The organism is Burkholderia sp. IO2 (assembly GCF_029522185.1).
Lineage (GTDB): Bacteria > Pseudomonadota > Gammaproteobacteria > Burkholderiales > Burkholderiaceae > Burkholderia > Burkholderia cenocepacia.
Map to the genome: position 1 here is coordinate 96901 of NZ_JAKWFH010000003.1, position 26424 is coordinate 123324.

Annotated in this window: 22 protein-coding genes, 1 pseudogene and 1 riboswitch; of the genes and pseudogenes, 6 read left to right on the plus strand and 17 right to left on the minus strand. The window is 67.6% G+C overall.

Features of this window, described 5'->3' with window-relative positions; translation table 11 throughout:
- Positions 1-8 precede the first annotated feature (8 nt).
- The 4 genes from MMB92_RS02790 to MMB92_RS02805 all read right to left on the minus strand — a co-directional run bounded on the left by MMB92_RS02790 (position 9) and on the right by MMB92_RS02805 (position 2803).
- The gene (locus tag MMB92_RS02790; RefSeq protein ID WP_059784808.1) at positions 9-1217 is read right to left on the minus strand and encodes an MFS transporter; all 1209 of its coding nucleotides are present in this window, start codon (positions 1215-1217) and stop codon (positions 9-11) included.
- Between the two features lie 90 nt (positions 1218-1307).
- Entirely contained in the window at positions 1308-1493 is a 186-nt protein-coding gene (locus MMB92_RS02795; RefSeq protein ID WP_006484585.1) for a DUF1289 domain-containing protein, read from the minus strand.
- Between the two features lie 2 nt (positions 1494-1495).
- Positions 1496-2515 carry a CDF family Co(II)/Ni(II) efflux transporter DmeF gene (gene dmeF / locus MMB92_RS02800; protein WP_006484514.1) on the minus strand — a complete coding sequence of 340 codons (1020 nt, stop codon included), beginning with the start codon at positions 2513-2515 and terminating at the stop codon, positions 1496-1498.
- Positions 2516-2527: 12 nt separating this feature from the next.
- On the minus strand, positions 2528-2803 hold the full coding sequence (locus MMB92_RS02805; RefSeq protein ID WP_006479857.1) for a metal/formaldehyde-sensitive transcriptional repressor: 276 nt from the start codon (positions 2801-2803) through the stop codon (positions 2528-2530).
- Between the two features lie 118 nt (positions 2804-2921).
- Positions 2922-3056, plus strand: a riboswitch (yybP-ykoY riboswitch).
- Between the two features lie 102 nt (positions 3057-3158).
- Here MMB92_RS02805 and MMB92_RS02810 point away from each other — a divergent pair.
- Positions 3159-4169: a sodium:calcium antiporter gene (locus MMB92_RS02810; protein ID WP_059722292.1), complete on the plus strand. Its 1011-nt coding sequence runs from the start codon at positions 3159-3161 to the stop codon at positions 4167-4169.
- Positions 4170-4264: 95 nt separating this feature from the next.
- Here MMB92_RS02810 and MMB92_RS02815 read toward each other — a convergent pair whose 3' ends face one another.
- From MMB92_RS02815 to gstA, 6 genes are all read right to left on the minus strand, one after another.
- Positions 4265-4633, minus strand: coding sequence for a copper-binding protein (locus tag MMB92_RS02815; RefSeq protein WP_058902683.1), 369 nt, complete (start codon positions 4631-4633; stop codon positions 4265-4267).
- Positions 4630-7836 carry an efflux RND transporter permease subunit gene (locus MMB92_RS02820; protein ID WP_060267412.1) on the minus strand — a complete coding sequence of 1069 codons (3207 nt, stop codon included), beginning with the start codon at positions 7834-7836 and terminating at the stop codon, positions 4630-4632. The genes MMB92_RS02815 and MMB92_RS02820 overlap by 4 nt, the downstream gene beginning before the upstream one ends.
- The gene (locus MMB92_RS02825) at positions 7833-9368 is read right to left on the minus strand and encodes an efflux RND transporter periplasmic adaptor subunit (RefSeq protein ID WP_060267410.1); all 1536 of its coding nucleotides are present in this window, start codon (positions 9366-9368) and stop codon (positions 7833-7835) included. The genes MMB92_RS02820 and MMB92_RS02825 overlap by 4 nt, the downstream gene beginning before the upstream one ends.
- A gap of 11 nt (positions 9369-9379) precedes the next feature.
- Positions 9380-10672, minus strand: a complete 1293-nt coding sequence (locus MMB92_RS02830) for a TolC family protein (RefSeq protein WP_058902680.1) — start codon at positions 10670-10672, stop codon at positions 9380-9382.
- A 91-nt stretch (positions 10673-10763) separates the two neighbouring features.
- Positions 10764-11150 (minus strand): hypothetical protein, encoded by a 387-nt coding sequence (locus MMB92_RS02835; protein ID WP_058902679.1) that lies wholly within the window; start codon positions 11148-11150, stop codon positions 10764-10766.
- Between the two features lie 87 nt (positions 11151-11237).
- A complete protein-coding gene (gene gstA, locus MMB92_RS02840; RefSeq protein ID WP_077056677.1) occupies positions 11238-11870 on the minus strand; it encodes a glutathione transferase GstA in 633 nt (210 codons plus the stop codon).
- 136 nt (positions 11871-12006) lie between these two features.
- Between gstA and MMB92_RS02845 the strand changes: the two genes are divergently transcribed.
- The 4 genes and pseudogenes from MMB92_RS02845 to MMB92_RS02860 all read left to right on the plus strand — a co-directional run bounded on the left by MMB92_RS02845 (position 12007) and on the right by MMB92_RS02860 (position 15538).
- Positions 12007-12387, plus strand: a complete 381-nt coding sequence (locus MMB92_RS02845; RefSeq protein WP_060267404.1) for a helix-turn-helix domain-containing protein — start codon at positions 12007-12009, stop codon at positions 12385-12387.
- 113 nt (positions 12388-12500) lie between these two features.
- A pseudogene (locus MMB92_RS02850) lies at positions 12501-13550 on the plus strand (transposase); the annotation flags it as partial.
- Positions 13539-13937 carry a hypothetical protein gene (locus tag MMB92_RS02855; protein ID WP_200038152.1) on the plus strand — a complete coding sequence of 133 codons (399 nt, stop codon included), beginning with the start codon at positions 13539-13541 and terminating at the stop codon, positions 13935-13937. The pseudogene MMB92_RS02850 and the gene MMB92_RS02855, both read left to right, overlap by 12 nt.
- Before the next feature lie 209 nt (positions 13938-14146).
- The gene (locus MMB92_RS02860; RefSeq protein WP_060267402.1) at positions 14147-15538 is read left to right on the plus strand and encodes an MFS transporter; all 1392 of its coding nucleotides are present in this window, start codon (positions 14147-14149) and stop codon (positions 15536-15538) included.
- Between the two features lie 64 nt (positions 15539-15602).
- On the opposite strand, the gene MMB92_RS02865 is transcribed toward MMB92_RS02860, so the two are convergent.
- From MMB92_RS02865 to MMB92_RS02880, 4 genes are all read right to left on the minus strand, one after another.
- The gene (locus MMB92_RS02865) at positions 15603-16679 is read right to left on the minus strand and encodes a C45 family peptidase (RefSeq protein WP_060267400.1); all 1077 of its coding nucleotides are present in this window, start codon (positions 16677-16679) and stop codon (positions 15603-15605) included.
- A 96-nt stretch (positions 16680-16775) separates the two neighbouring features.
- On the minus strand, positions 16776-18374 hold the full coding sequence (locus MMB92_RS02870) for a DUF3138 family protein (protein WP_060267398.1): 1599 nt from the start codon (positions 18372-18374) through the stop codon (positions 16776-16778).
- Between the two features lie 88 nt (positions 18375-18462).
- Positions 18463-19578: a polyamine ABC transporter substrate-binding protein gene (locus MMB92_RS02875; protein WP_277562500.1), complete on the minus strand. Its 1116-nt coding sequence runs from the start codon at positions 19576-19578 to the stop codon at positions 18463-18465.
- 177 nt (positions 19579-19755) lie between these two features.
- Entirely contained in the window at positions 19756-21480 is a 1725-nt protein-coding gene (locus tag MMB92_RS02880) for an amidohydrolase (protein WP_060267396.1), read from the minus strand.
- Between the two features lie 240 nt (positions 21481-21720).
- On the opposite strand from MMB92_RS02880, the gene MMB92_RS02885 reads away from it, so the two are divergent.
- Entirely contained in the window at positions 21721-22551 is an 831-nt protein-coding gene (locus tag MMB92_RS02885; protein WP_277562501.1) for a helix-turn-helix transcriptional regulator, read from the plus strand.
- A 15-nt stretch (positions 22552-22566) separates the two neighbouring features.
- Here MMB92_RS02885 and MMB92_RS02890 read toward each other — a convergent pair whose 3' ends face one another.
- From MMB92_RS02890 to MMB92_RS02900, 3 genes are all read right to left on the minus strand, one after another.
- Positions 22567-23487, minus strand: a complete 921-nt coding sequence (locus MMB92_RS02890) for a LysR family transcriptional regulator (protein ID WP_012493096.1) — start codon at positions 23485-23487, stop codon at positions 22567-22569.
- 123 nt (positions 23488-23610) lie between these two features.
- Positions 23611-24801, minus strand: a complete 1191-nt coding sequence (locus MMB92_RS02895) for an MFS transporter (RefSeq protein WP_060267393.1) — start codon at positions 24799-24801, stop codon at positions 23611-23613.
- 87 nt (positions 24802-24888) lie between these two features.
- The gene (locus MMB92_RS02900) at positions 24889-26349 is read right to left on the minus strand and encodes an FAD-dependent oxidoreductase (RefSeq protein ID WP_006495822.1); all 1461 of its coding nucleotides are present in this window, start codon (positions 26347-26349) and stop codon (positions 24889-24891) included.
- Positions 26350-26424 lie beyond the last annotated feature (75 nt).

Genomic DNA, 26424 nt, shown 5'->3' on the forward strand with positions numbered 1-26424 from the left:
TCGTGCGGCTAGCGATCCTGCACCGTGCCGAACGACGTGCGAACGCACACGAGCAGCGCGATGGTCGCCGCGCTGAACACCGCCCCCGCGTAGAACGTGGCAGCAGCACCGGCCCGGTCCCACAGGAAGCCCGCGACGACGCTCGATACGAGCGTCACGATGCCGCTGACCAGGTTGAACACGCCGAACGCCGTCCCTCTCAATTCGGCCGGCGCGGCATGCGCGACCATCGTCGCGAGCAGCCCTTGCGTCATGCCCATATGGAGCCCCCACAGCGCGACGCCGACGAGCACGGCCGGCCAGTGCGCGCCGTGCGCCAACACGATATCGGCGGCGATCAGCATGACGAGCCCGACCACCATCAGTGTCGTGTGGCTCGTCGTATCGGCGAGCTTGCCGAACGGGTAAGCGGACAACGCGTACACGACGTTCATCGCGACCATCACGAGCGGCACGAGCGCGACGGGCACGCCGCTGCCCATCGCGCGCAGCACCAGGAACGCCTCGCTGAAACGCGCGAGCGCGAACACGCCGCCGACGGCCACGACCCACCAGTAGCGGGCGCCGAGTTGCGCGACGACCTCGCGGCGGATCGGATTGACGCGCGGCTCGCCCGGCGCACGCGCCGGTTCGTCGATGCCGAACGCGAGCAGCGCCACGGCGAGCACGCCCGGGATCACGGCCAGCCAGAACGCGAGGCGGAAATCGTCGCGCCACACCAGCATGATGACGACGGCCAGCAGCGGCCCGAGGAACGCGCCGACCGTGTCGAGCGACTGGCGCAACCCGTACGCGGCGCCGCGCAGGTGAACGGGCGTGACGTCGGCGACGAGCGCATCGCGCGGCGCGCCACGAATCCCCTTGCCGACGCGATCGACGATGCGTGCGGTCACCACGACGCCGATCGTCGGCGCGATCGCGAACAGCGGCTTGCTGAGCGCGCCGAGCGCGTAGCCGGCCACCGCGAGCCATTTGCGATTGCGCAGATAGTCGCTCAGCGTGCCGGAGAACACCTTGACGACCGGCGACGTCGCCTCGGCGATCCCCTCGATCAGGCCGATCGTCGTCGCGCTCGCGCCGAGCCCCGCCATCAGGAACATCGGCAACAGGCTGTGGATGATTTCGGACGACACGTCCATCAGCAGGCTGACACAGCCGAGCACCCACACGCTGCGTGGAATCTGCCGAAGAATGCCGGTCGATGAGTCGGTCTGCATGGGTCGCTCCGGTTCAGGAATCCAGACGTCGAATGCCTGTGATGCTACTGCAGTCCCGTGACACGACCGCACGCCGTGCGTGCGCGCCCGCTATTCCGCCGTATCGCGCCGAAGTTTCGCCTGACGGCGCGTGCGGTCGTTGAGGATCTGGTGCCGGCGATGGTCGGTCAGTTTCTTCCAGTCGCGCGCCTCGTCGCGGGTGCGCAGGCAACCGACGCAAAAGCCCGTGCGGCCGTCGAACGCGCACAGCTCGATACACGGCGATTTCACGGCCACGATCAGGCCGCCTTCGCGGGCGTCAGCACTTCGACGGTCACGTGCGACACGCCGTCGAAGCCCGCGACCAGCGCATGGTAGAAACGTGCATCGCGCGCGGTGTCGGCCGATTCGACCGACACGATCGCGCTCATGTGCCCGGGCCCCACGCGCCACACATGGAGATCGTTGACCGTGTCGCCGAGCGCCTCGATCGCGCGGCGGACGTTGTCCGTCAGCTTGCGATCGACGTTGACGTCGAGCAGGATCCTGCCCGTATCGCGCATCAGCCCGTACGCCCAGTTGGCGATCACCAGCGCACCGACGATGCCCGCGAGCGGGTCCATCCAGACCCATCCGAACGCGCGCGCGAGCAGCAGGCCGACGATCGCCAGCACCGATACGGCCGCGTCGGCGATCACGTGAACGTAGGCCGACCGGATGTTGTGGTCGTGATGCGCGGCCGAGTGCGAACCGTGAGCATGATGCGCGTGGTGCGCGTCGTCGTGGTCATGATCATGGTCATCGTGGCGGTCGTGCCCGTGCGCATGGTGATGGCCGTGACCATGCCCGTGATGGTGGTCGCCGCTGAGCAGCCACACGCTCGCGAGGTTCACGGCAAGCCCCAGCACCGCAATCGGAATCGCTTCGCCGAAGTGAATCGGCACCGGCGCCAGCAGGCGCGCGATCGCCTCATAGCCGATCAGCACCGCGATCATCGCCAGCACGATCGCGCTCGTGAAACCAGCGAGGTCGCCGAGCTTGCCGGTGCCGAACACGAAACGCGGATCGTCGGCATGCCGGCGCGCATAGGTATAGGCCAGCGCGGCGATCAGCATCGCGCCCGCATGCGTCGACATGTGCAGCCCGTCGGCGACCAGCGCGAGCGAGCCGAACAGCGTGCCGCCGACGATCTCGGCGATCATCATCGCCGTACACAGGCCGATGACCATCCACGTCTTCCGCTCGTTGCGCGCGTGTGCGGCGCCCAGAAATGCGTGGCTGTGCGCGCCGCCCGCCGCCGCGCCGTCGAATTCGTTCATGTTTGCATCCGGTTACTTGAAATAGCTGTGCACGACCTCGATCAGCTGCTCGGTCGCGCTGCCCTCGTGCGCATCGGGCGTGTCCGCATCGACGAGATGCGACCGGATGTGGTCTTCCAGCACGACGGCCAGCAGGCCGTTCATCGCGCCGCGGCAGCTCGTGATCAGTTGCAGCACGTCGTTGCAGCCGCGCTCTTCTTCCAGCGCCCGCTCGATCGCTTCCACCTGTCCCTTGATACGGCGCACGCGGTTCAGCAGCTTCTGTTTCTCGCGGACGGTATGACTCATCGCTGGGCTCCTGTATAGGGTAGGGGAGTATATCTCCGGAAGGCTGCCCCTATAGGGTGGAGGGGTATATTTTTTTCGAGACGAAGGCTTGTCGAAAGAAAACCGCTCGGCTAGACTGCTCTCCGTCTTTGGGGAGTAGCCTGCTTTCCGCCCCCGGAAAGCGAACGCGTCAACACACTCGGCCTGCGGCCGTGGCGCGTTCGGCCCGATCGGCTTGGCGAGACCATCGGCACATCGCGTCGTTCCTGGTCGGACGTCGGCGGATGTGTCATGGTTCGTCAGCGTCCGACCACGGAGTCCCCATGTTCCTCCCTGCTCGCCTTGCCCACGCCACCGCTGCCTGCGGAGGTGCCGCATGACCTTCATGTTTGTCGAACTGGCGTTCATGCTGGTCGTGATCCTCGTCGCGGCCGAAGTCTTCACCAATGCGCTCGAACATCTCGGCGAACGCCTGAAGATTTCCGAAGGCGTGACCGGCTCGCTGTTCGCGGCCGTCGGCACCGCGCTGCCCGAAACGATGGTGCCGCTGCTCGCGCTGGCCGGCGGCACGTCGAACCAGGCCGTGAACGAGGAGATCGGCGTCGGCGCGATTCTCGGCGCGCCGCTGATGCTCGCGACGCTCACCACGTTCCTGATGACGCTCGCCGTGATCCGCACGCGCGGGCTGCGCGGCACGATCACGCCGGAACGCACCGGCTTCGTGCGCGACATGAACACGTTCCTCGCCGCGTTCTCGCTGGCGACCGTCGCGATGTTCGTTCCGCATCACAACTGGGCCGTACGCGCGCTGCTCGCCGCGATGCTGGTCGGGCTCTACGTGATGTACGTCGTGATGACGTTCCGTGCATCGACCGGGCTCGTCGATGCCGGGCACGGCACCGAGGCGCCGCACGCGATGTTCCTGTCGCGCATCGGCCTGCCGACCAACCTGGCGACGATCGTGCTGCAACTGCTGATCGGCGTCGCGCTGCTGGTGGGCGGGGCGAAGGGCTTCATTCACGGCGTGGAAGGCGTGTCGCACGTGCTCGGCGTGTCGGCGCTGCTGCTGTCGCTGATCATCGTGCCGATCGCGACGGAACTGCCGGAGAAGGTCAACAGCGTGCTGTGGATCCGCCGCCGGAAGGACACGCTCGCGTTCGGCAACATCACCGGCGCGATGGTGTTCCAGGGCACGCTGCTGCCGGCGATCGGCATCATGCTGACGCCGTGGGAGCCGCGCCCCGAAGTGCTGACCGGCGTGATCATCACGCTCGCGGCAGCGGCCTGGCTGCGCATCAATGCGCGCACGCGCGGGCTCGCGATCTGGGCGTTGCTCGCGAACGGCGCGGGTTATGTGGGGTATCTGGCGGTGACGCTGGCGCGCTAAACGCCGGTCGGGCGCGCCGGCCGACCAACACGTCGGCGCGGCGCGCTTCACGGCGCCGGATGCGGGCGGCGGCTGCGACGCCCGCATCCCGCCGATCAGGAACCCTTGACGAGTTTGACGATCGTCAACGTGCCGTCGACCTTCTCGATCCGCACCTTGACCTGGTCGCCCGCATGCGCTTGCGCGAGCATCGCCGCATCCTTCGCCTTGAACGCCATCGTCATCGGCGGCATCCCGACGTTCTGCAGCGCGCCGTGCTTCAACGTGATCTTGCCGCTCGCGGCATCGACCTTCTTCACTTCGGCGTCGGTCAGCGCGGCGTTCGATTCCGCCGCGCCGTCCGACGACATCTTCATGCCGGACATGTCCATGTTCGACATCTCGCCGGCGGCAAGCGCCGGTACCGCGAAAGCACTCAGCGCGACGACAGCGGTTGCAGCAGCGATCAATTGATTCATCTTCATCGTGATTCTCCGGTGGGAAGGGATGGCACGTTCGTGCCGGAAGGAACTGCCTCGGAATGCCGCGCTCGGCCCGCGCTTCGCGCACGACGGCGCTGCAGCAGAAGCCACGCGGCGGGAATGACGAACATCGACAGCAGCGGCGCCGTGACCATGCCGCCGACCATCGGCGCGGCGATGCGCTGCATGACTTCGGAACCGGCGCCGTGGCCGATCATGATCGGCACGAGGCCGGCGAGCACGACGGCGACCGTCATCGCCTTCGGCCGCACGCGCAGCACCGCGCCTTCGCGAATCGCGTCGAGCAGCAACGCATCGGTCAGCGGTTCGCCGGCATCGAGCCGGCGCTGCAGCGCGCCCTTCAGGTACAGCAGCATCACCACGCCGAATTCGGCCGCCACGCCCGCCAGTGCGATGAACCCGACCGACGTCGCGACGGACACCGCATGGCCGAGCGCCCATACGAGCCAGAATCCGCCGACCAGCGCGAACGGCACCGTCGACATCAGCAGCAACGCGTCGGCCGCCGAATCGAACGTGACGAACAGCAGCACGAAGATCACGACGAGCGTGACGGGCACGACGGTACGCAACGTCGCCGCCGCGCGTTCGAGATACTCGAACTGTCCCGACCACGCGATCGAATAGCCGGGCGGCAACGCGACCTGCCGCGCGACGGCCTGCTGCATCGCACGAACCGCCGTGCTGAGGTCGACACCGCGGAGATCGACGTACACGTAGCCGGACAGCCGTGCGTTCTCGCTGCGGATCATCGGCGGCCCGTCGGCGATCGCGACACGCGCGACGTCGCCGAGGCGAATCTGCGCGCCGCGCGCGGTGACGACCGGCAGTTGCCGCAAGTTGTCGAGCGAATCGCGGATCTCGCGTGGATAGCGGATGTTGATCGGGAAACGCTCGCGCCCGGCGATCACTTCGCCGACGTCCTCGCCGCCGATCGCCGACGACACGACCGACTGGATATCCGCCACCGACAGCCCGTAACGCGCGGCGGCGAGCCGATCGATGTCGACGTCGACGTAGCGGCCGCCGTTCAGCCGCTCCGCGAGCGCGGACGTCACGCCCGGCACGCGCTTCACGGCGGCCTCGACCTGCGTCGCGATCGCGTCGATTCCCGTCAGGTCCGGCCCGGAAATCTTCACGCCGACCGGCGTCTTGATCCCGGTGGACAGCATGTCGAGCCGGTTGCGGATCGGCGGCACCCATACGTTCGACAGGCCCGGCACCCTCACCGTCCGGTCGAGTTCGTCGACGAGCTTCTCCGGCGTCATGCCCGGCCGCCATGTACTGCGCGGCTTGAAGCGGATCGTCGTCTCGAACATCTCGAGCGGCGCGGGGTCGGTCGCGGTATCGGCGCGACCCGACTTGCCGAACACCGTGTCGACCTCGGGCACGGTCTTGATCAGCCGGTCGGTCTGCTGCAGCAGTTCGCTCGCCTTGTCCGCCGAGATGCCCGGCAGCGCGGTCGGCATGTACAGCAAGTCGCCTTCGTCGAGCGGCGGCATGAATTCGCCACCGAGCCGCGACAACGGCACGGCCGTCAGCACGAGCGCGACGACTGCCACGCCGATCGCGGCCCACGGGCGCCGCAACGTCGCTTCGAGCAGCGGCCGGTACAGGCGGATCAGCACGCGATTGATCGGGTTCGCGTGCTCGTGCGGAATGCGGCCGCGCACCAGATAGCCCATCAGCACCGGCACCAGCGTCACCGACAACCCGGCGGCGGCCGCGATCGTATAGGTCTTCGTGAACGCCAGCGGCGCGAACAGCTTGCCCTCCTGCCCTTCCAGCGAAAACACCGGAACGAACGACAGCGTGATGATCAGCAGCGAGAAGAACAGCGCGGGCCCGACTTCCGCCGCCGATGCCGCGACGAGCTCCCAGCGACGCGCGGCGGTGATCGGCTCGCCCGGATGCGCGTGGTCGTACGCTTCCAGATGCTTGTGCGCGTTCTCGATCATTACGATCGCCGCGTCGATCATCGCGCCGATCGCGATCGCGATCCCCCCGAGCGACATCAGGTTCGCATTCACGCCCTGGTAGCGCATCACGATGAACGCGACCAATACGCCGAGCGGCAGCGACAGGATCGCGACCAGCGCGCTGCGCAGATGGAACAGGAATACCGCGCAGACGACACCGACGATGACGAATTCCTCGATCAGCTTGTCCGTCAGGTTGTCGACCGCGCGCGCGATCAGTTGCGATCGGTCGTAGGTCGTGACGATCTCGACGCCGGCAGGCAGCGAACGCTTGAGGTCGGCGAGCTTCGCCTTCACCGCGTCGATCGTCGTCAACGCGTTCTTGCCCGAGCGCATCACGACGACGCCGCCCGTCACTTCGCCCTGCCCGTTCAGTTCCGCGATACCGCGCCGCATCGCCGGGCCGACCTGGATGCGTGCGACGTCGCCGAGCAAGACCGGCGTGCCGGTGTCGTCGGTGCGCAGCACGACGTGACGGAAATCGTCGAGCGTGCGCAGGTAGCCGGACGACCGCACCATGTACTCCGACTCGGCCAGCTCGACGACCGAGCCGCCGGAGGCCTGGTTGGCCTTGCCGAGCGCCTCCGCGACCGCCGCCTGCGTGATGCCGTATGCACGCAGCTTGTCCGGGTCCAGCACGACCTGGTACTGGCGCACCATGCCGCCGATACTCGCGACTTCGGAGACGTCCGGCACGGCCTTCAGTTCGAACTTCAGGAACCAGTCGTTGAGCGCGCGCAACTGGCCGAGATCGTGACGGCCGGTGCGATCGACGAGCGCGTACTCGTATACCCAGCCGACACCGGTCGCATCGGGCCCAAGCGACACGGTCGCGCCCGCCGGCAGGCGGCTCTGCACCTGGCTCAGGTATTCGAGCACGCGCGAGCGCGCCCAGTACGGATCGGTGCGGTCGTCGAACAGCACGTAGACGAACGCGTCGCCGAACGACGAGTACGCACGCACGGTTTTCGCGCCGGGCACGCCGAGCAGCGTCGTCGTCAGCGGATAGGTCACCTGATCCTCGACAACCTGCGGCGCCTTGCCCGGATACGACGCCTTCACGATCACCTGCGTGTCCGACAGGTCGGGCAATGCGTCGAGCGGTGTCTGCCGCAGCGAATGCACGCCCCATGCCGCGAGCAGCACGGTGGCCAGCAGCACCAGAAACCGGTGATGGACGGACCAGTGAATGATGCGCGCGATCATCGCTCACCTCCCTGCGGCTCGACCTTCGTCAGCCGGTAGCCGTCGTCGGTCTGCGTGAACGCGAAACGCACGGTCTGCCCCGGCTTCACGTCCGGAAACGCGCGCACCGACGGCTTGCCGAACGCCATCGTCATCGCGCCCCAGCCGAGCGCCGGCACCGGCTGATGCGAGAACGTGATGTCGTCGGCGGTGACCTTCTCCACCTTGCCGGTGGTTTCGTACACCGGCGCGCTTGCCGTCGCGGACGATGCGGCCGAGCTTGCGCCTGCCGCCCGCTCCAGCCGCGGCAGCACGCTTTTCAGGCTGGCTTCCGAATCGATCAGGAACTGCCCCGATGCGACAACCGTATCGCCTTCGTTCAGCCCGCCGAGCACTTCCGTGTCGCCGCCGACGTCGTTGCCGACCGTCACCGACACCGGCTGGAGCCGGCCGTCGCCGAGCTTCACGATGACGATCGTGCGCTGGCCGGTCGCGATCACGGCCTCGGACGGCACGAGCAGGCGCGACACCGTCTCCCTCGCGGCGACCCGCACGCGCATCAGCATGCCGGGCGTGAGCTTCAGCGATGCGTTGTCGATCTCCACGCGCGCCTGCAGCGTGCGGCTGCCCGTGCTGATGCCGGGCAGCACTTCGCGGATGCGTCCGCTGAAATGCCGGGCCGGATCGCCCGCGAACGTCGCGTCGACCGACATTCCCGGCCGCACGTTCAAAGCGAGCGCTTCCGGCACCTCGACGATCAGCCACAGCGTCGCCAGCCCGGCGATCTTCGCGAGCGTCTGGCCGGGCGCGACCATCGCGCCGTCGCGCACGTTCAGCTCACTGACGACGCCCGTCTCCGGCGCGCTCAGCACGACGTGCGTCTGGGCGCGGCCGGTGCGATCGAGAGTCGCGATCATCCCGTCCGGAATCGACAGCGCGCGCATTCGTGCGCGCGCCGCATCGAGCAGGTTGCCGTCCATGCCGCCGCGCTTCAGCGCGAGATATTCCTCCTGCGGCGCGAGCCAGTCGGGTACGAACAGCGATGCGACCGGCGCACCCTTCGCGATGCGCTGCATCGGCGCGCGTGCATACAGATGGTCGATGTAGCCCGTGACGCGCGACTGCACGACCTCCACGCGCGCTTCGTCGAACTGCGTGGTGCCCACCGCGTCGAAGCCGGCCGCCGTCTGCTGCCGACGCACGGTCGCATAGCGGATGCCGAGGTTCTGCTGCAGGCCCGGATCGATCCGGATGCCTGTCGCGCCACCGCCTTCGTCCGCATAGACCGGCTGCAACTGCATGTCCATGAACGGCGATTTGCCCGGCTTGTCGAAGTGCTGGTTCGGCACCATCGGGTCGTGCCAGTACAGCACCTTGCGTGCGGCCTGCTGAGCCGGTACACCCGACGGTATGCCCGACGGCGCAGCGGCGGGCATGGCGGCCGTCGCCGCGCCGCTCGTCGCATGGCGAACGCCCGCGAAATAGCCAGCGCCGACGAGCACCGCGCCAGCGGATGCGATCAGCGCCGCACGCATCAGTGATTGCCTTGTCATGAGCGTCTCCTTCACTGCGCGGCGGCCATTGCCGACGGCACGACCTGATATTCGAGCTGTGCCCAGGTCTGCGACACGTCGCGCCTGAGATCGAGCACCTGTAATTGCGCTTCGAGTTGCGCACGTCGCGCGGCGAACGTGTCGGCGAGCGACCCCGTGCCGGCCCGGTACGCCGCCGTCGCGAGCTGCACGCGCTGGTCGGCGGCCGGCAACAGCGCGGCGCTGAGGTTCGCGATGCGTTCGCGGCCGCTCGCCAGCATGTCGGATTGCGTGCGGATGTCGGCCTGTACCTGGCGCAGCGTGTCCTCGTACATCAGGCGCGCCTTCGTCGCGAGCGCGGCCTTTTCGGCGACGTCGCGGTTCTGGCGATTCTTGCGATTGAGCGGCAGCGGAATCGAGACGCCGACCGACACCATGTTCGAATACGCGCCACCGCGCTGCTGGTACGCGATTTCCCACGTCCAGTTGGGGCTGCGCTCGCTGTTCGCGACCGCGGCGTCGGCTTCGGCCACCGCGATGTCGTCCGCGGCGGCGACGAGCGCTGGCTGCGACAGGCGCAGTTCGTCCGGCGGCAACGACGATACGAAGGATTCGGGCGCGGGCGGCGTACCGGCCACGTCCATCACGGGCACCGCCGTCCAGCGGGCCAGCGCGATGAGCGCGGTGCGATACGCCTGCTGTGCCTTGAGCACCTGGTCCTGCGTCTGCGCGAGCATCGCGCGGGCCTGCACGACGTCGCCCGCGCTCGCCTTCGCGCCGCGATACGATGCCTGCGTCGCGTCGAGTTCATGGTTCATGTGGCCGAGCAGCGCCTGCTGAAGCGCGAGCGCCTGCTTCGCATAGACGGCATCGAGCCAGGCCGTCGCGGTCTGCCGGCGCACGGCCGCGAGCTGCACGAGATAGCCGGCGCGCTCGCGGCCGACCTGCTCGTCGGCCAGCGCGGTACGCAGCCGCCGCTTGTCGCCGGACACCCATTCCTGCTCGATGCCGATGCGGCGCATCGTCATGAAGTCTTGGCCGACGGTGAAGCGCTGCCCGCCGTTGACCGGCAGGTTGTCGATGCCGGCCTTGAGCATCGGGTCCGGCAACTGGCCGGCCTTGACGGCCGCTTCGGAACGCGCGAGCACGGAAGCCTGCGCGGCCTGCATCGACGCGGAACGATCGGTGGCGGACTGCAGCGCGGCGTCCAGCGTCAGCGGCGACGGTTGCGCGTGAACGGCGCCCGCCACCAGCAGCGCGGCCCACGGTACGGGCGCGCGCCGACCTGCACGCGGCATGCGCAGCGTGCGGAAAACGAATGACATGGTGTAACCCCAAATCGGAATCCAAAGGGATTCCACGTCCTGCGCGCAGGACGAACCTCACCGCGTGCGCGGCGAACCGGTCAAATCGGGATCAGTTGATGCGTGGCGGGCGCCACAACCCGTTCGGGTCGCGAGCTGGGACGGACTGCGTGTAGTGGAAGACGATCGTGCTGGCGAATGCAGCGGGACGGTTGACGTCGGCGCGGGCGGCCGGGTGGTAGAGACTGCCGAACTGGCATTGGGCCGTCACCTTGCAGGCCATGCCCTTGGCTTTGGCCTTCGCGTGATCGGCGGATGGCGGCTGCATCGAATCGCAATCGCTCATCTCGGCGGACATGGCCATGTTCATGCCCGTGTCCGCGTCCATCGACATCGTGTGCTGCATCGGACATTCACCGGTCAGGCCGCTGGCTGCCAGCCCCGTGATGGGCAGCACCGCGCACAGCAGCAGCAGGATGAAGGTCCGAAGCAGTTTCATGGCGGCGATTATAGCGCGCACTGTTGCGGCATGGCGCGGCGTCGCTACGGCGAAACGACGCGCCCTCTCCGCTGCGGCGGCTGCGCGTCATCGCAACAGCTTGTCCGCCGCGAGCACCGCCTGCACCGCCGGCCGCTCCCGCACTCGCTCGTACCACGCACGCAGATGCGCATGCCGGCTCAGGTCGATATCCGCGTTGTACACCGAGCGCATCCAGTCGGCCTTGCCCCAGCCGGTCAGCGCGAACAGGTACGCATCGGCGACGGTGAACGTATCGCCGGTCAGGAACGTCCTGCCGTCGAGCTGGCGGTCGATCCATGCGAAGCGGCCGTCTAGCTTCCGCCGCACGGGCTCGACGTACTTCCCCGCCTGTACCGCATACAGCAGCGGGATGAAACCCTTGTGGATCTCGGTGCCGAGAAAGTTCAGCCATTCCATCAGCCGGTAGCGCGCGAGCGTGCCGTAAGCGGGCGCGAGCGCGGCGTCCGGGCGCTGGTCCGCGAGATACTGCGCGATCACCGGCCCTTCGCGCAGCATCGTGCCGTCGTCGAGTTCGAGCAGCGGCACGTAGCCGAGTTCGGTCACGTCGTAGTAATCGCGGCCGCCTTCGACGACATGCTTGCGCGCATCGACCTTGACGATCTCGGCGTCGATATCGGCTTCGCGCAGCACGATGCAGATCGCCTGCGAACAGCTGCCGGGAGCGTGATAGAGCTTCATATGTTTCCTTCGTGGGTTGTCCATGTATCGATTCGCCGCGACGCGGGCGCTAATATCTCGCATCGGCGCATGGCTGAGAAGACGGCAGTCGTTTGTGCCGTAGTCACAAAAAATTTACCGACCAGGATTCGGCGCAATGAAAACGAGTGCGACAGGATGTTCCGTTGAAGAAGCGATGCGCATGCTCGGCGGCCGCTGGCGGCTGCTGCTGGTGTCGTATCTGCTCGACGGGCCGCGCCGCTTCAGCGACCTGCGGCGCGACATGCCGGGCATCTCGCAGCGCATGCTGACGCTCGACCTGCGTGCGCTGGAAGACGCGGGGCTCGTGCGGCGAACCGTCTATCCGGAAGTGCCGGTGCGCGTCGAGTACGATCTCACCGCGGACGGCGAGCGGCTGCGGCCGGTGGTCGACGTGATGCGCGAATTCGGGCTGTGGCTGAAAGCGCGCGACGCGCACGCCGACGCAATGCCCGACACCGCGGCTGAGACCGAAACGACGATGTATGCTCACAAATAACCCTTCGGCAGGAACTACGTTCATCAGTTGCTCCGAGAAACCCCGTACTTCAGGACGGGGAAGAAAGGCGTGCTGTTGACAGACAGCTTCTTCCACGGGATAGGATCACCTACATGATTCTTGTCTATCGCTACCGGGTGAAGTCGCTCAACGGACTGCTCAACAAGCAGAGCCGTGTGGTGAACTACGTCTGGAACTTCTGCAACGACACACAGAAGCACGCGCTGAAGTGGAACAAGAAGTGGCCGACCGGTTTCGACTTGAATGTGCTCACGACCGGCAGCAGCAAGGAACTCGGCATTCACTCCGGCACGGTCAACGCGACGTGCGAGCAATATGCGAAGTCGCGCAGTCAGCGCCGTCGGCCCTACCTGCGCTACCGCGGCAGGAAATCGTTGGGCTGGGTGCCGCTGAAGGGCCGTGACCTGAAGCGCGAGGGTGACGCGTTCCGTTTCGCCGGCAGCACGTTTCGCGTGTTCAACAGCCGACCGCTTCCCGAAGGCAAGATCAAGGACGGGACCAACTTTGCGCAGGATGCACGCGGCAACTGGTTTCTCAACATCGTGATCGAGATGCCGGATGTGCAGGCCCGCCCGATCCGTTCCGGCGTCGGCATCGATCTCGGCCTGAAAGACTTCGCCACACTTTCGACCGGAGAGAAGCTGCCCAATGACCAGTTCGGTCGGCGCGCGGCGGAGAAGCTGGCGAAAGCGCAGCGAGCACGCAAGCACAAGCGGCATATCGCGAAGCTGCACGCCAAGGTCGCGAACTCCCGCGCCGACTTCCAGCACAAGCTCGCGCTCGATCTGGTGCGGCGCTTCGATTACATCGCGGTCGGCAACGTGTCGGCGGTCAAACTCGCCAGAACCAGGATGGCGAAGAGCGTCTACGACGCATCCTGGTCGTCCTTCCGAAACAAGCTCCGTTACAAAGCGATCGCGCACGGAGCCACGTTCGAGGAAGTGGACGAAAGCGGTTCTACCCAGTCCTGTTCGTCGTGCGGGTCGAAAGACAGCACGACGCGGCCGAAAGGTATCGCGGGACTGAGAATAAGAGAGTGGGCCTGCAGTAGATGTGGTGTCGAGCATGATCGAGATACCAACGCTGCGTTGAACATTCTCCGATGCGGACGTGCATCGCCAGGTGTGGGAATCCTCTCTCTTTCGGGAGAGGAGGACGTCAAGGAACTTCACGCTACCGTCGGCACGGCCACGTCCGACCTCGACGACGACGAAAGCTTCGCCAATATCTACTGTCACGATGCGGAGCAGGACTATTGCTTCGCGCTGTCGCGCTTTCCGGACGATGCGCGGATCGAAGTGATGGTGCGCAACCAGCTCAACGTGCGCGTCAAGGATCTGTCGGTGTGTCTGACCGACGACACGATCGATGTCGAGATCGAACCGGGCATCGCCGCGCGGCTCGACGGCCAGACGCGTTACGTGATCCATCTCGCGCCCGGTCAGTACGATCCGGGCACGCTGCGCGCTGCGTTGAAGGAGATCTTCGTCGGCAAGAGCGGCTATCGCGACGACAGCACGGGCGGCTGACCGTTCGCCTGCTTGCGCTCTTTCGTGACGACGCCGGTCCGCGCCTGTCGGCACGTTCCCATATATTGAACGGCAAACGTCCCATTAATAGGGATGTCTGCCCAAATGTTGACGCACGCCGCGCCACGGCTCTAACGTTCGCCCAATGCCATTCGATTCGGCCGCCTCGTTCGCGAGCGCCGGCGGAACATAGAACACAGGAGACGACCGTGGGCCAATCCGCGTCACGCACCCATGCCAACCCGCCGGAGCGGCCATCCGCGCACCCCGGCGCCTTACCCGAATCCCGATCCGCCGCCCGCGCGACAGCGACCGCCACCACGCCGCCGAGCCGCAAGCGGCTGCTGATTCTCGCGCTGCTGTTCGTCACCGTCGTGATCAACTATCTCGACCGCAGCAACCTGTCGATCGCGGCGCCCGAGCTGTTCAAGGAACTGAACATCGATCCGGTTCGCGCGGGCCTCGTGTTCTCCGCGTTCGGCTGGACCTATGCGCTGATGCAGATTCCGGGCGGCTGGCTCGTCGACAAGGTCTCGCCGCGCGTGCTGTATGCGGGCGCGCTCGCACTGTGGTCGGCCGCGACGCTGCTGCTCGGCTTCGCCGGTTCGTTCGTCGGGCTGATCGTGCTGCGCCTCGCGGTGGGCGCGCTCGAAGCGCCGGCCTACCCGATCAACAACCGCGTGGTGACGACGTGGTTCCCGACCCGCGAACGCGCAAGCGCGATCGGCGGCTACACGTCGGGCCAGTTCGTCGGCCTCGCGTTCCTCACGCCGATGCTCGCGTGGCTGCAGGTGCATCTCGGCTGGCACATGGTGTTCGTCGCGACCGGCCTCGCCGGCATCGCGTGGGCCGCGATCTGGTACGCGGTATATCGCGAGCCGCGCGCGTTGCGCGGCGTCAACGCGGCCGAAATCGCGCTGATCCGCGACGGCGGCGGCCTCGTCGATCTGGAGGACCGCGTCGCGGCGCGCAGCGAACGCGCGCCGTCGACGTGGCGCGACCTCGGCGTCGTGCTCGGCCGGCGCAAGCTGTGGGGCATCTACCTCGGCCAGTTCGCGCTGAACTCGACGCTGTGGTTCTTCCTCACGTGGTTCCCGACCTACCTCGTCAAGTATCGCGGAATGGACTTCATCAAGTCGGGCTTCCTCGCGTCGTTGCCGTTCCTCGCCGCGTTCGTCGGCGTGCTGTGCTCGGGCGTGCTGTCGGACTGGCTGATGCGGCGCGGCGCATCGCAGGGCTTCGCGCGCAAGCTGCCGATCATCTCGGGGCTGCTGATCTCGACCTGCATCATCGGCGCGAACTACGTGAGCTCGAGCGGCTGGGTAATCGCGTTCATGACGATCGCATTCTTCGGCAACGGCTTCGCGTCGATCACGTGGTCGCTCGTGTCGGGGCTCGCGCCTGCACGGCTGCTCGGCCTCACGGGCGGCGTGTTCAACCTGGTCGGCAACCTGTCCGCGATCGCGACGCCGATCGTGATCGGGCTGCTGGTCGACGGTGCGGACTTCTCGCACGCGATCACCTACATCGCCGCGATGGCGCTCGCAGGCAGCCTGTCGTACGGGCTGCTCGTCGGCAAGGTCGAGCGCATCGACGCCTGAGCGCCACAACGGCGGCCCACGCGTGCCGCCGTGCCGCCCTGTCGACCGTCGCCCGCGCGTCGCGTCAGAACCGCATGAACCCGTCGCGCGCAAGGTCGTGCGGATTGCCGGCCACGTAGTCGAGCGCGCACGCGTCGGTATCGATGCCGACGGTCAGCAGCGTTTCCCAGCGCTCGGTGTCGGGCATCGACCGATCCGGGTGGAAACACACCACGGCCGCGTCGCCCGCCGCGCCGCACATCGCCGCCGCGCGTCCGCGCACATCGGCGCCCGTCATCCCCGCCACGACCGCGTTCAGGTGCGCGAAGCGCTCGCGCGTGGTCGAGCTGTCGGGCATGCATTCGCCGCCGCTCAACGCGTGATCGAGGAAGTGGTTCGTATGCAGCAGCCAGCCGTCCGGGCGCGGCACGACCACGCCGACGCCGGACGGGCTCAGCTCGATGCTCGCCGCGCGCGGGTTCGCATCGTGTCGCGTGAACACGGTCAGCACCGTCGAGGCGCTGACGCGCGCGGTGCGCGCCAGCTCGACCGCCTCCTGCACCGTCGTCGCATCCTCGAGCAGCCGTCGCGCGATCGCGTGCACCGGCACGCCGCCACCATCGTCGTCGCTCGCGTGATGCAGGATGTTGAAGTGCAGCCCGAGCCCCGCGTCGTTCACGCCGAGCTTCGCGAGCATCCCGAATTCGGTGAACAGCTTGACGGTGCGGCCCTGCGGCGTCGCGAACCGCACCAGCAGCCCCTGCGGCGCGAGACTGTCGTGCCAGTCCCACGTCTGTAGCGTGCGCGGCGCATGCGGGCCGGCCGGCGCGTACACGGTCGTCGAGCACTCGCCTTCGGCCGGCGCAGGCGCGGTCGCGAGAATCTCGGTGCGCGCGTTCAGGCACGCGAGCTGCCAGCGCGGCAGGTCGGCGCCGTCGGCGGTCGCCTCCACCTCGGCGGCGAGGCGCGGACACCATGCGTCGAGCGCGGCGAGGCTCGCCTCGCCGATCGCCCGCGCGCGCTGCGGATCGATGCCGAGCTTCGGGAAGAACGCGAGATACAGCGCGACCGTCTCGCGGATCGCCGGCGCGAAGCGCGCGCCGATCAGGCGGCCCCGCTCGCGCGGATCGGTGACGTCGGTCGCGAAAGTGTGCAGCTTCAAGATCAAACCTCCTGTGTCGAATGAGCGCCGGGCCCGCGCGGCCCGGCATGGGATGCGTTTTACGAACGAACCGGCGCGCGCCGGCCGTCGGAACGGTCAGAACGAGTAGATGAACTGCATGCCGGCCAGGTCGTTGCTGCGCGCATAGGTGCCGTTGCTCTTCAGGAACACCGGATGATTCGCCGCGTCGTGGCGGTATTCGACCTTCACGGTGATCTGTTGCGTCGGATAGAACAACAGGTCGGCCGTGATCGCATAGCGTTGCGCGCCCTTGCACTCGGTGCCGTTCGTCGCCGAGCCCTGGAAGCACGACGGATCGATGCCGAAGCCGCTCGACCCGTTCACCGACGGGTTGCCGCCCGCGAGCCCGTACTGGATGTTCGTGCCACCGCCGCCGTTCGACGCGTTGTTCAGGTAGTCGAAGCGCAGCGTCGCGCCCATGCGGCCGAGCCACGACGTCGTCCACTTCGTATGGCCGAGCAGCGACATCCCGTACCAGCGCGCCGTGCCGCCGTTCCATGCGCCCTTCTGCAGCTCGCCGTAGTCGACCTGTGCGTTGATCTGCGTCTTGTCGTGCGTATAGGTCATGTCGGCTTCCACGTACTTGTAGAGGCCGGTCGGCGACGAGCCGTTGCACTGGTAGCCGTAGCCGCCCGCCGCGCACGGCGAGAACAGCGACTGCCGGCCGAGCATCCCGGAGAGGCCGAAGTCGAACGCCGTCGACGTCGCGTTGTCGAAGCGCGCGGTGATCGTCGGCGTCCAGTTCGGCTTCGTCGTGTTGTTCGCCGCATTCGCGATCGCGCCGGCCGTGCGCAGCACCTCGTTGCCGATCACGACCTGCCAGAAGCGCGTCATCGCCGCGTTGGAGCCCTTCAGCCCGATACCGACCAGGTTGCCCGGCTCGCTGAAGTCGTACAGCAATCCGTGCGTGAGCGTGAGCATCTGGTTGGACGGCTGCACCTCGTAGCCGGCGAGGCTCGGCATCATCCCGATCTCGAACGTGCGCGTCGTGCCGAGCGGCACGTTGACCTGCGCCTGCGTGACGATGTTGTTGCCGATGCCGCCGTGCGCATTGCTGAACACGTTGCCGAAGCCGCGGTTCGGCTGGATCACGATCTCCGCCGACGGCGCCATCGGGCCGACGCCGAAGGTCTTCCTGATGTCGAGGTAGACGTCGCCGATCGTGCTGTTGAAGTAGTCGTACGCGCCCGGATCGTGGTTCAGGAACTGGAAGCCGGACGTTCGCTGCGCGCGGTTGAACAGGTACACGGGATCGACGTAGCCGGTGATGCTCAGGCCCGCGAGCGGGCCGGTCGTCGCCGCCTCCTGCAACGCATCGACCTTCAGCGACGCGTTCGCGATCTGCTCGCGCATCTGCTGCAGGTCGTCGTTCGTGAACGCGGGCGCCGACTCGGCAGCCTGCGCGGCGGCCGCGGCCGTATTGATCGTGCCGATCTTCGCGCCGGCCGATGCGGCGGTCGTGACGGTCGGGGGAGGCGCGGCGGTCGTTGCCGCGCCGGCCGGCTTCGCCGCCAACATGCTCGCGCGCAGCGCGTTCACCTGCCGCTGCAGCGCGGTGACCTGCGCCTGCAACGCCTTCATCCGGCTCGCGTCGGTCCCGTGCGGTGTATGGGCGAATGCCGCGGCCGCGTCGAACGCGAGCGCGCACAGCGCCGTCATGTGTTTGATGTTCATGGTGTCGGTGGTCGTCGGGACGCACGCGCCCCCGCCCGCCGCGATCGACGGCGGGGCGCGCGAAAGAGGTGCGGGTGTGCGGGGCGGCTTACTCGGTCTTCAGCTTCGTCCACAGACGGTTCTGCAGCCGCATCAGCTCGGGCGGAACCGGCTTGCTGAGGCTCAGCCGGCGGATCACGTCGGCGGGCGGGAACACGGCCGGATCGCTCGTCACCTCGGCGCGCACGAGGTGCCGCGACGACGGCACGGCCGACGGATACGACGTGTCGTTGGTCAGGTTGGCGCTCTCCTGCTCCGACAGCACGAAGTTGACGAACTTCAGCGCGGCGTCCGGATGCGGCGCATCCTTCGGAATCGCCATCATGTCGAACCACATCGCGCTGCCTTCGGTCGGGATCACGTACTTGATCCGATACGGCTTCTTCGCGGCGGCGGCCGCGATCCGCGCGGAATTCACGTCACCCGACCAGCCGAGCGCGAGGCAGATGTCGCCGCCCGCGAGATCGTTGATGTAGCTGCTCGAATTGAACTGCGTGATGTACGGCCGTACCGTCTTCAGCAACTCGTACGCGGCCTGGTAGTCGGCCGGGTTCGTCGTGTTCGGATCCTTCTTCAGGTACACGAACGCCATCCCGAATGCATCGACCGGCGAATCGAGCACCGACACGCCGCAGCGCTTCAGCTTCTTCGCGTACTTCGGATCGAACAGCAGCGACCAGCTGTCGAGCGGCGCGTCGGCGCCGAGCGCGGCCTTCACCTTCTCGACGTTCATCCCGAGCCCGTCGGTGCCCCACGTCCACGGAATGCCGAACTGGTTGCCCGGGTCATCCCTCGACAGCACCTTCATGATGTCCGGATCGAGCAACCCGTAGTTCGGCACCTGGCTTCGGTCGATCTTGCGGTAGATGCCGGCCTGCAGCTGCCGCGTCCAGAAGATGTCGGACGGCACGACGACGTCGTAGCCCGACGTACCCGACAGCAGCTTCGCCTGCAGCGTCTCGTTCGAATCGAACTCCTGGTAGACGACCTTGATGCCGGTCGCCTTCTCGAAGTTCGCGATCGTCGCCTTGCCGATCGAATTGCCCCAGTTGTACACGTTGACGACGTCCGCCGCCTGCGCGACGGGCACGCCCGCCCCGGCGAAACCACCCAGCGCGAGCGCCGCGCATGCGTTCTTCACCCGATGTTTCCAGTCCCCTGCCATGTTTCCTCCGTCGATGTCATGATCCGCCCGCGATGAGCGGCGCGTGCTTCGGTCCGGAAAAATGTAGCCAGAGGAAATTGGCCGGTCTGCCCTGCCAACAGGGGGACACGCCGCACAATCGGCGGCAACGGAAGCGCCTTGAAAGCTTCCGTCGCCGCATCGCCGGCCCGCCGCCGTTCACGACGCCTGCAGGCCCGTCCGCGCGCCGAAATCGTCGCCCACGTGCGTGATGCGGCCGCCCATCATCGTCAGCCCGACGTCGATGCGCCCGATGTCGTATTGCCCGACCTCGAACAGGTCGCGCTCCAGCACGACGAGATCCGCGCGCTTGCCGGGCGTCAGCGAGCCGACCTCGTGCTCCATGCCGAGCTGGTACGCACCGTGGATCGTGTACGCGGCGATCAGCTGCGGAATGCTCAGGCGTTCGGCGATGTCCGGGAACACCGGCGCATCGGGCTCGCCCGCGAGCTGCCGCGTATGGCCCGACTCGATGTGTTCGAGCGGCTTGTGCTGACAGCGGCACTGGCACGCGAGGCCATCCATGCCGATCGACACCGTCACGCCTGCGTCGACGAACGTGCGGAACGTGTACATGTTGCTCCAGCGTTCGTGGCCGTAATGGTCGCGCAACTGCTCGGTGTACGCGTCGACCACGCCCCATTGCAACTGCGTGTTCGCCATCACGCCCGCTCGACGAAAGCGCGGAATGTCGTCCGGATGCGTGAGGAACGCGTGCGTGATCACATGACGGCGATCGCGCGGCGGGTTCGTGCGGTTGACGGCGTCGAAGCCGTCGAGCGCCATCCGCACGGCCGCGTCGCCGACGCAGTGCACCATCACGTTCGCGTTCGCGCGATCCGCGTCGACCAGATAGCGATTGAACGTGTCGGCCGGCATCGTCGGCGCGCCGCAGGTATCGGGGCGGTCCGCATACGGTTCCAGCAGGTACGCGGTGTGGTTCGCCTCGGTGCCGTCGAGAAACAGCTTCAGCGCGCGCGCCTTCACGAGCGGCGAATCGTACCGCTCGCGATACCGGACCAGCGTGCCGACCGGATCGTCGATCTCGCCGATCACCGCGACGCTGCCGACCACGCGCAGCTTCAGGTCGCCCGCGCGCTCCATCGTCTGCAGCGTCTCGTACAGCAGCGACTGGTCGCCGCTCGCATCGAAGAAGCCCGCGTCGAACACGGTCGTCACGCCGGCCGCGCACAGCTTCTCCTGCCACGGCGGAATCGATTTCAGATACAGGTCGATGCCGGTCGGCAGCAGGCCGGCCGCGCTGATCCGCTGCAGCAGCAGCGAGTACGCGGCGCCGTCGACGATCAGCCCGGTCGGCTCGCCCGTCGCCGCGTCCTTCTCGAACCAGCTCGCGCCTTCCTGCACGGGTGGCGTCGACGCGTCGATGCCGGCGATGTCCAGCGCCTTCGAGTTCACCCACATCGAATGGAAATCGGTCGACAGCAGGCACACGGGGCGATCCGCGCACACCGCGTCGAGGGTCTCCTTGCGCAGCATCGCCGGCGGGATGGTCGCCTGCACCCAGCCCATCCCGGTGATCGCCGGCTCATCGGGATGCGATTCGACGTAGGTGCGTAACGCGGCGAGCACCTGGTGCGGATCCTCGTAGTTGACGAACGCCTGGAACGCGAACGCGGTCGTCTCGAAGTGCCAGTGCGATTCGACGAAGCCCGGCAGCACGAGCCGGCCGGCCGCATCGACGACTTTCGTGTTCGCGCCGACGTACGCGTGCACGGACGCGGTATCGCCGACATGCACGATCCGGCCGTCGCGCACGGCAACGGCCTGCGCCCACGGCCGGTGCGGATCGACGGTGTAAACCCTCGCGTGGGTCAAAACGAAATCCGCCGGCGTCGCGGCGGCCGGCGTCGGTTGAATCGGCATGGCCTGTCCTTTCTGGTCGTCAGGTTTTCGAAGCGCTTTCACTATAGGCAGACGATTCGCGCCGGTATGCCCCCCCGGCGCGGGGGCTTTTGCGATTTCCGGCCCACCCGCCGCGCGGTCTTGTCGTCGTTTTGGGGACAACGCACGAAATTCGCGCGGTTGATCCGGTGAATTCCCGGCTGACGCGTGCGCGACGTTCGCGTAACGTCGCGCTGTCCCCTCCGACCGCCTCGCCCGACCATGCGACTTCTCCAGCCCGACCCGGCCGCCCGCGGCCACTACCTGATCGGCGTGCGTCCCGACACGCTTGGCGCGACGCTACGCGCGGTCGGCACGCCGGATTTCGTCGGTGCGGTCACGGAATTCGTCAACAACAGCATCGACGCCGACGCCGTGCATCTCGAACGCTGGCGCGCGGACCCGGCCAGCACGTCGGGCTTCGTCGTCGAATGGCTGGGCAGCGGCAGCCTGCGCTTCGCGGCCGATACGCTGCGCGTGATGGACGTCTATTACCAGGACTACTGCCAGACCGACCCGCTGGTCGCGCCGCTGCGCGGCAAGGCGGGGACACTGCTCGTGCAGCGCCATGTCGCCGGCATCGCGCAAGGCGAATTCCGCCGGCGCATCTTCGACGAACCGGGCATCGCTCAGGAATGCCTGCTCGTGCACGGCAATGCGCATCAGCAATACGCGCTCGGCCTCGCGCGCACGGTCGAGCGGGCCGCGTTCACGACGGACGAGCTGTTCCACTTCCGGCAGATGGTCGATCTGCTGTTTCCGATGTTCGAGCTGCACGCGCGCACCTGTGCGGCGCGGCGCGTGGCGGCGGTGTCGGTGAATGCCGCGTCGCAGGCGAGCTTCGATGCGCGGCTCGAACGGCAGCACGTGCAGTTGTCGCGCCGCGAGCATGAGATTTGCCGGCTGATGCTGTGCGGGCGCTCGGTGCCCGAGGCCGCGCAGCAGCTCGACGTGAAGCTGTCGACGGCCGAGTCGTACGTGAAGCGCGCGTTCGCGAAGCTCGGCGTGCGCACGCGCCGCGAGCTGTTCGACTGGGTACTGGTCGACTGCTGAGCGCGGGGCGCGAACCTACGCGGCGAGCGCGGCCGCCTTGATGTTGAACGCGCGCAGCAGGTCCTCGCAGAACGCGTCGACGATCGGCTTGTCGCTCGTGCTGCGCTTCATCGCGAGATGCAGCGGCACGTCGAAGCTGAACGTCGCGCGGCCGACCGCCTTCACGAGCCCGCGCTGCTCGAACGGCTCCGCGTAATGCGCGGGCAGGTAGCCGAGATGGCCGCCCGACAGGATCAGGATCGTCGCGGCCTCGATGCTGTCCGCGCTCGCGGTCACGCGCCGCTCGGGCAGCGGATACTGCTCCTCCGGCACCGGATAGGTGCGCCATACCCAGTCGTGCAGTTGCAGATCGTCGGCCGTCACGGGCCGCGACGCATGGAACAGCGGATGCCCGCGCCCGCAGTAGATCACCTGCTGCTCGGTGAACAGCGGCGTGTAGAGCAGGCCCGGCACGCGATGCCAGAAATAGCCGATCGCGAGATCGAGCTGGTTGTTGACGAGGCTTTCCTCGAGCTCCTGCGGCGACGCGACCTTCATCGCGAACGTGACGGCCTGGTCGCGCTGGCGGAACGCGCCGATCGCGTCGGCCACGCGCGCGTTCTCGACGAGCGGCGCCTGGCCGATCAAGCCGATCGACAGCGTGCCGACCAGCTTGCGGTCGATGTCGCGCACGCGCGCGACGAATTCGGACGTCGCCGCGACGAGCGTGCGCGCGGTGGCCGCGAAACGTTCGCCCTTCGACGTCAGGCGAAAGCCGCCGCGCCCGCGATCGCACAGCTTGAAGCCGACGCGCGCTTCGAGCGCCGACAGCTGCGTGCTGATGGTCGACTGCCGCACGCCGAGCGACGCCTCGGCGGCGGTGATGCCGCGTGCGTCGACGACGGCCAGAAAGACCCGGATGAGCCGGAGATCGAGATCGGTGGTATTCGAAAACATGCTGGAAGCCGCTGCCCGTGTACGCACGGCCGGCACGGCGCGAATCGTGCGCTGCCTGACCGCCTTCGCCGATGAACCGAACCTGACGCGCGCCGCCATCGGCAGCGGCGCGCGTCGCAACCGTCACTCGGGCGCCACCGCGAGCGGGCGCGCCATGCCGAACACGGCCGGCCGCAGCCGCCCGTAACAGAGGAACGCGACCGCGCACAGCACGATCGCCGCGAACAGCGCCGACTGCGTGCCCGCACGTTCGATCAGCGAGCCGCCCGCGACCGAGCCAACGCCATAGCCCAATGCGACGCAGCCCGGCGACAGCGCGGCCGACTTGCCGATCAGGTCGTACTGCGGAATCGTCGCGTAGATCAGCAGCGCGCCGCCGGTCCAGCAGCCGATGAACACGATCGCGCCGAGCGTGAACGTCGCGACCGACGCCGGCATCGCGAGCAGCACCGCCGCGACCGCGCAGCCGCCGAGGTTCATCAGCGTCCAGCGGCGCAGGCCCGCGCCGGCGCCGAGCTTCGGCATCGCCGCGCAGATCACGAGGCTCGCGACATTCGCGACGCCGAGCACGAGCGAGACCGACCGGCCGCTCAGGCCCGCATCGGTACCGATCTTCTCGAGGAAGGTCCACACGACGCCGACGCCGCCGTACAGCGCGAGCTGCGCGCACAGCACGAGCATCGCGCCCTTGCGGTCGATGCCGCCGACGGCGCCGGCCGGCGTCGGCGCGGCCATCGTTTCGCCGCGGCGAAACAGCGGCGTCGCGAGCACGAACATGCCGAGCACGCAGGCCACGAAGCCGAACACCCCATACGCGCCCCACGTGCCGCTCAGCAGCGGGAAGATATAGGCGAGCAGCACCATGCTCCACATCACCTGCCCCATCAGCATGATCCCGAGATTGCGCTCCGGCGCGCGCGAATACGACAGGTAGCGCAGCGCGATGCCGTTCAGCCCGCCCGACCCGACGCCCGCGACGAACTGCAACATCGAATACGCGACGAGCCCGTGCGTCGCGAGCGTGCCGAGATTCGCACCGGCCGCGAGCGTCACCGCGCCCGCGAGCACGAGCCGCACCGGCTGGCGGCCGAGCACGAACGCGACGAGCAGCGTGCCCGTCGATTCGCCGAGCACCTCGATGAAGCTCGACAGCCCGAGCGCCGCTTCGCCGAAGCCCCAGTGGCGTTCGACCTGCCCGACGATCGCGGGCAGACCGAGAAAGACCGTCGGCCCGAGCATGCCGAGCAGCAGCATCACGACGACGAACAGCGCGCTTTCCTGCCGCGCTTCATCCTGCAGGTTCACAACGTTCATGGGGTGTCTCTCTCCGTGTCCGCCGTGCGGACCGTCTCCTCGGGGGAGCGAGTCATGGCGGCGGCCCGCGCGGGGCCGCCGTGTCACTTACATCGGGAAGCCCATCGCCTTGAGGCCGCTGATCCACGCACGCTTCCAGCCGCCTTCGGCATCCGCGCCGTCGAACGCATGGAACGTGATCTTCGCGGCGACCCAGCGCATCGGCTCCGGCGGGATGTAGCTCGGGCTCTGGTTCGCGATGTCGAGCTTGCGCTCCGGGCTGTCGCGGTCGAACAGGATGTTCAGCCCCATGAACGCGCCGAACCGGCTCGCCGCGACGCCGAAGCCCGTATAGCCGGCGACGAACACGGCCTTGTCGCCGAGATAGCGCTTCGCGAACACCGAGCCGCGCGAGCAGTAGTCGATCGGGCCGCCCCACGCGTGCGAGAAGCGCACGTCGCTCAGTTGCGGGAACGTGCGGTAGAACGCTTCCGCGAGCCGGTAGTAGGTTTCGCGCCGGCCGTCCTGATGCGGCTCCGGGTCACCGTCGAAGTGATAGCTGACCAGGCCGCCGAAGATGATGTTGTTGTTCTTCGTCAGCCGGAAGTAGTTGAGCTGCGTGCGCGTGTCGTACACGCCCTGGCGGTTCTTCCAGCCGATCCGCGCGAGTTGCGCGTCCGTCAGCGGCTCGGTCGCGAGCACGTGGTCGCGCACCTGCATCACGCGCCGGTTGATGTCGGGAATCCCGACCTTCGCGGTGCCGCTGCCGAACACGACGCGCGGCGCGCGCACGCTGCCCTTCGGCGTCTTCACGAACACCGTGCTGCCTTCGTCGGTCACGCTCGTGAGCGGCGTGTGCTCGTACAGCGTCACGCCGAGCTGCAGCGCCGCGCGCTTCAGCCCCCATGCGAGCTTCGCCGGATGCACGATGCCGCTGCGGTTGCGCGACCACAGCGCGCCCGCGAACAGCGGCGAATTCAGTTGTGCGAGTGTTTCGTCGCGGTTCAGCAGCACGACGTCGTGGCCGTATTCGCGATGCAGGTCGTAGTCGCCCTTCAGGTGCACGAGGTGCCCGGGATCGACCGCGACCGTCATCTCGCCGTTCCATTCGATGTCGGCGTCGATGTCGTAACGCTTCAGCGTTTCCTCGAAACCGTCGAGGTTGCGGTGTCCGAACGCTTCGAGCTGCGCGATATCGTTCGGGAACACGCGCACCGCGTTCGGCAGCCCGTGCATCACCGACGTCGAGATGATCCCGCCCGCGCGGCCCGATGCGCCGTGCGCGACCTTGCCGGCCTCGATCAGCACCACGTTCAGGTGCGGCATCTGTTCTTTCGCCTGCACGGCCGACCACAGCCCCGTGAAGCCGCCGCCGACGATCAGCAGGTCGGCCGTCACGTCGCCGACGAGGGCCGGCTCGGCGGCCGGCGCGGCCGGGTTGTCGAGCCAGTACGGGAACAGTTTCGTATTCGCGAGCGCCGCTTCGACGCCCAGCGCGACCGGCGCGCCGCGCAGCGCGTGCGCGTCGACCGGCGCGGTCCGTTTTGCTTCGTTGACTTCCATTTCCATGATCCCAGCCATCACACGCGAAAAACGAAACCGCCGCCGGATTCGCGTCACACGGACGACGATGCCGCGGCGGCG

Bases quoted from the DNA above. Each gene is read 5' to 3' on its own strand.
- MMB92_RS02790 (WP_059784808.1), bottom strand. From the start codon at position 1,217: ATGCAGACCGACTCATCGACCGGCATTCTTCGGCAGATTCCACGCAGC.
- dmeF (WP_006484514.1), bottom strand. From the start codon at position 2,515: ATGAACGAATTCGACGGCGCGGCGGCGGGCGGCGCGCACAGCCACGCA.
- MMB92_RS02805 (WP_006479857.1), bottom strand. From the start codon at position 2,803: ATGAGTCATACCGTCCGCGAGAAACAGAAGCTGCTGAACCGCGTGCGC.
- MMB92_RS02810 (WP_059722292.1), top strand. From the start codon at position 3,159: ATGACCTTCATGTTTGTCGAACTGGCGTTCATGCTGGTCGTGATCCTC.
- MMB92_RS02815 (WP_058902683.1), bottom strand. From the start codon at position 4,633: ATGAAGATGAATCAATTGATCGCTGCTGCAACCGCTGTCGTCGCGCTG.
- MMB92_RS02820 (WP_060267412.1), bottom strand. From the start codon at position 7,836: ATGATCGCGCGCATCATTCACTGGTCCGTCCATCACCGGTTTCTGGTG.
- MMB92_RS02825 (WP_060267410.1), bottom strand. From the start codon at position 9,368: ATGACAAGGCAATCACTGATGCGTGCGGCGCTGATCGCATCCGCTGGC.
- MMB92_RS02830 (WP_058902680.1), bottom strand. From the start codon at position 10,672: ATGTCATTCGTTTTCCGCACGCTGCGCATGCCGCGTGCAGGTCGGCGC.
- MMB92_RS02835 (WP_058902679.1), bottom strand. From the start codon at position 11,150: ATGAAACTGCTTCGGACCTTCATCCTGCTGCTGCTGTGCGCGGTGCTG.
- gstA (WP_077056677.1), bottom strand. From the start codon at position 11,870: ATGAAGCTCTATCACGCTCCCGGCAGCTGTTCGCAGGCGATCTGCATC.
- MMB92_RS02845 (WP_060267404.1), top strand. From the start codon at position 12,007: ATGAAAACGAGTGCGACAGGATGTTCCGTTGAAGAAGCGATGCGCATG.
- MMB92_RS02870 (WP_060267398.1), bottom strand. From the start codon at position 18,374: ATGAACATCAAACACATGACGGCGCTGTGCGCGCTCGCGTTCGACGCG.
- MMB92_RS02875 (WP_277562500.1), bottom strand. From the start codon at position 19,578: ATGGCAGGGGACTGGAAACATCGGGTGAAGAACGCATGCGCGGCGCTC.
- MMB92_RS02880 (WP_060267396.1), bottom strand. From the start codon at position 21,480: ATGCCGATTCAACCGACGCCGGCCGCCGCGACGCCGGCGGATTTCGTT.
- MMB92_RS02885 (WP_277562501.1), top strand. From the start codon at position 21,721: ATGCGACTTCTCCAGCCCGACCCGGCCGCCCGCGGCCACTACCTGATC.
- MMB92_RS02890 (WP_012493096.1), bottom strand. From the start codon at position 23,487: ATGTTTTCGAATACCACCGATCTCGATCTCCGGCTCATCCGGGTCTTT.
- MMB92_RS02895 (WP_060267393.1), bottom strand. From the start codon at position 24,801: ATGAACGTTGTGAACCTGCAGGATGAAGCGCGGCAGGAAAGCGCGCTG.
- MMB92_RS02900 (WP_006495822.1), bottom strand. From the start codon at position 26,349: ATGGAAATGGAAGTCAACGAAGCAAAACGGACCGCGCCGGTCGACGCG.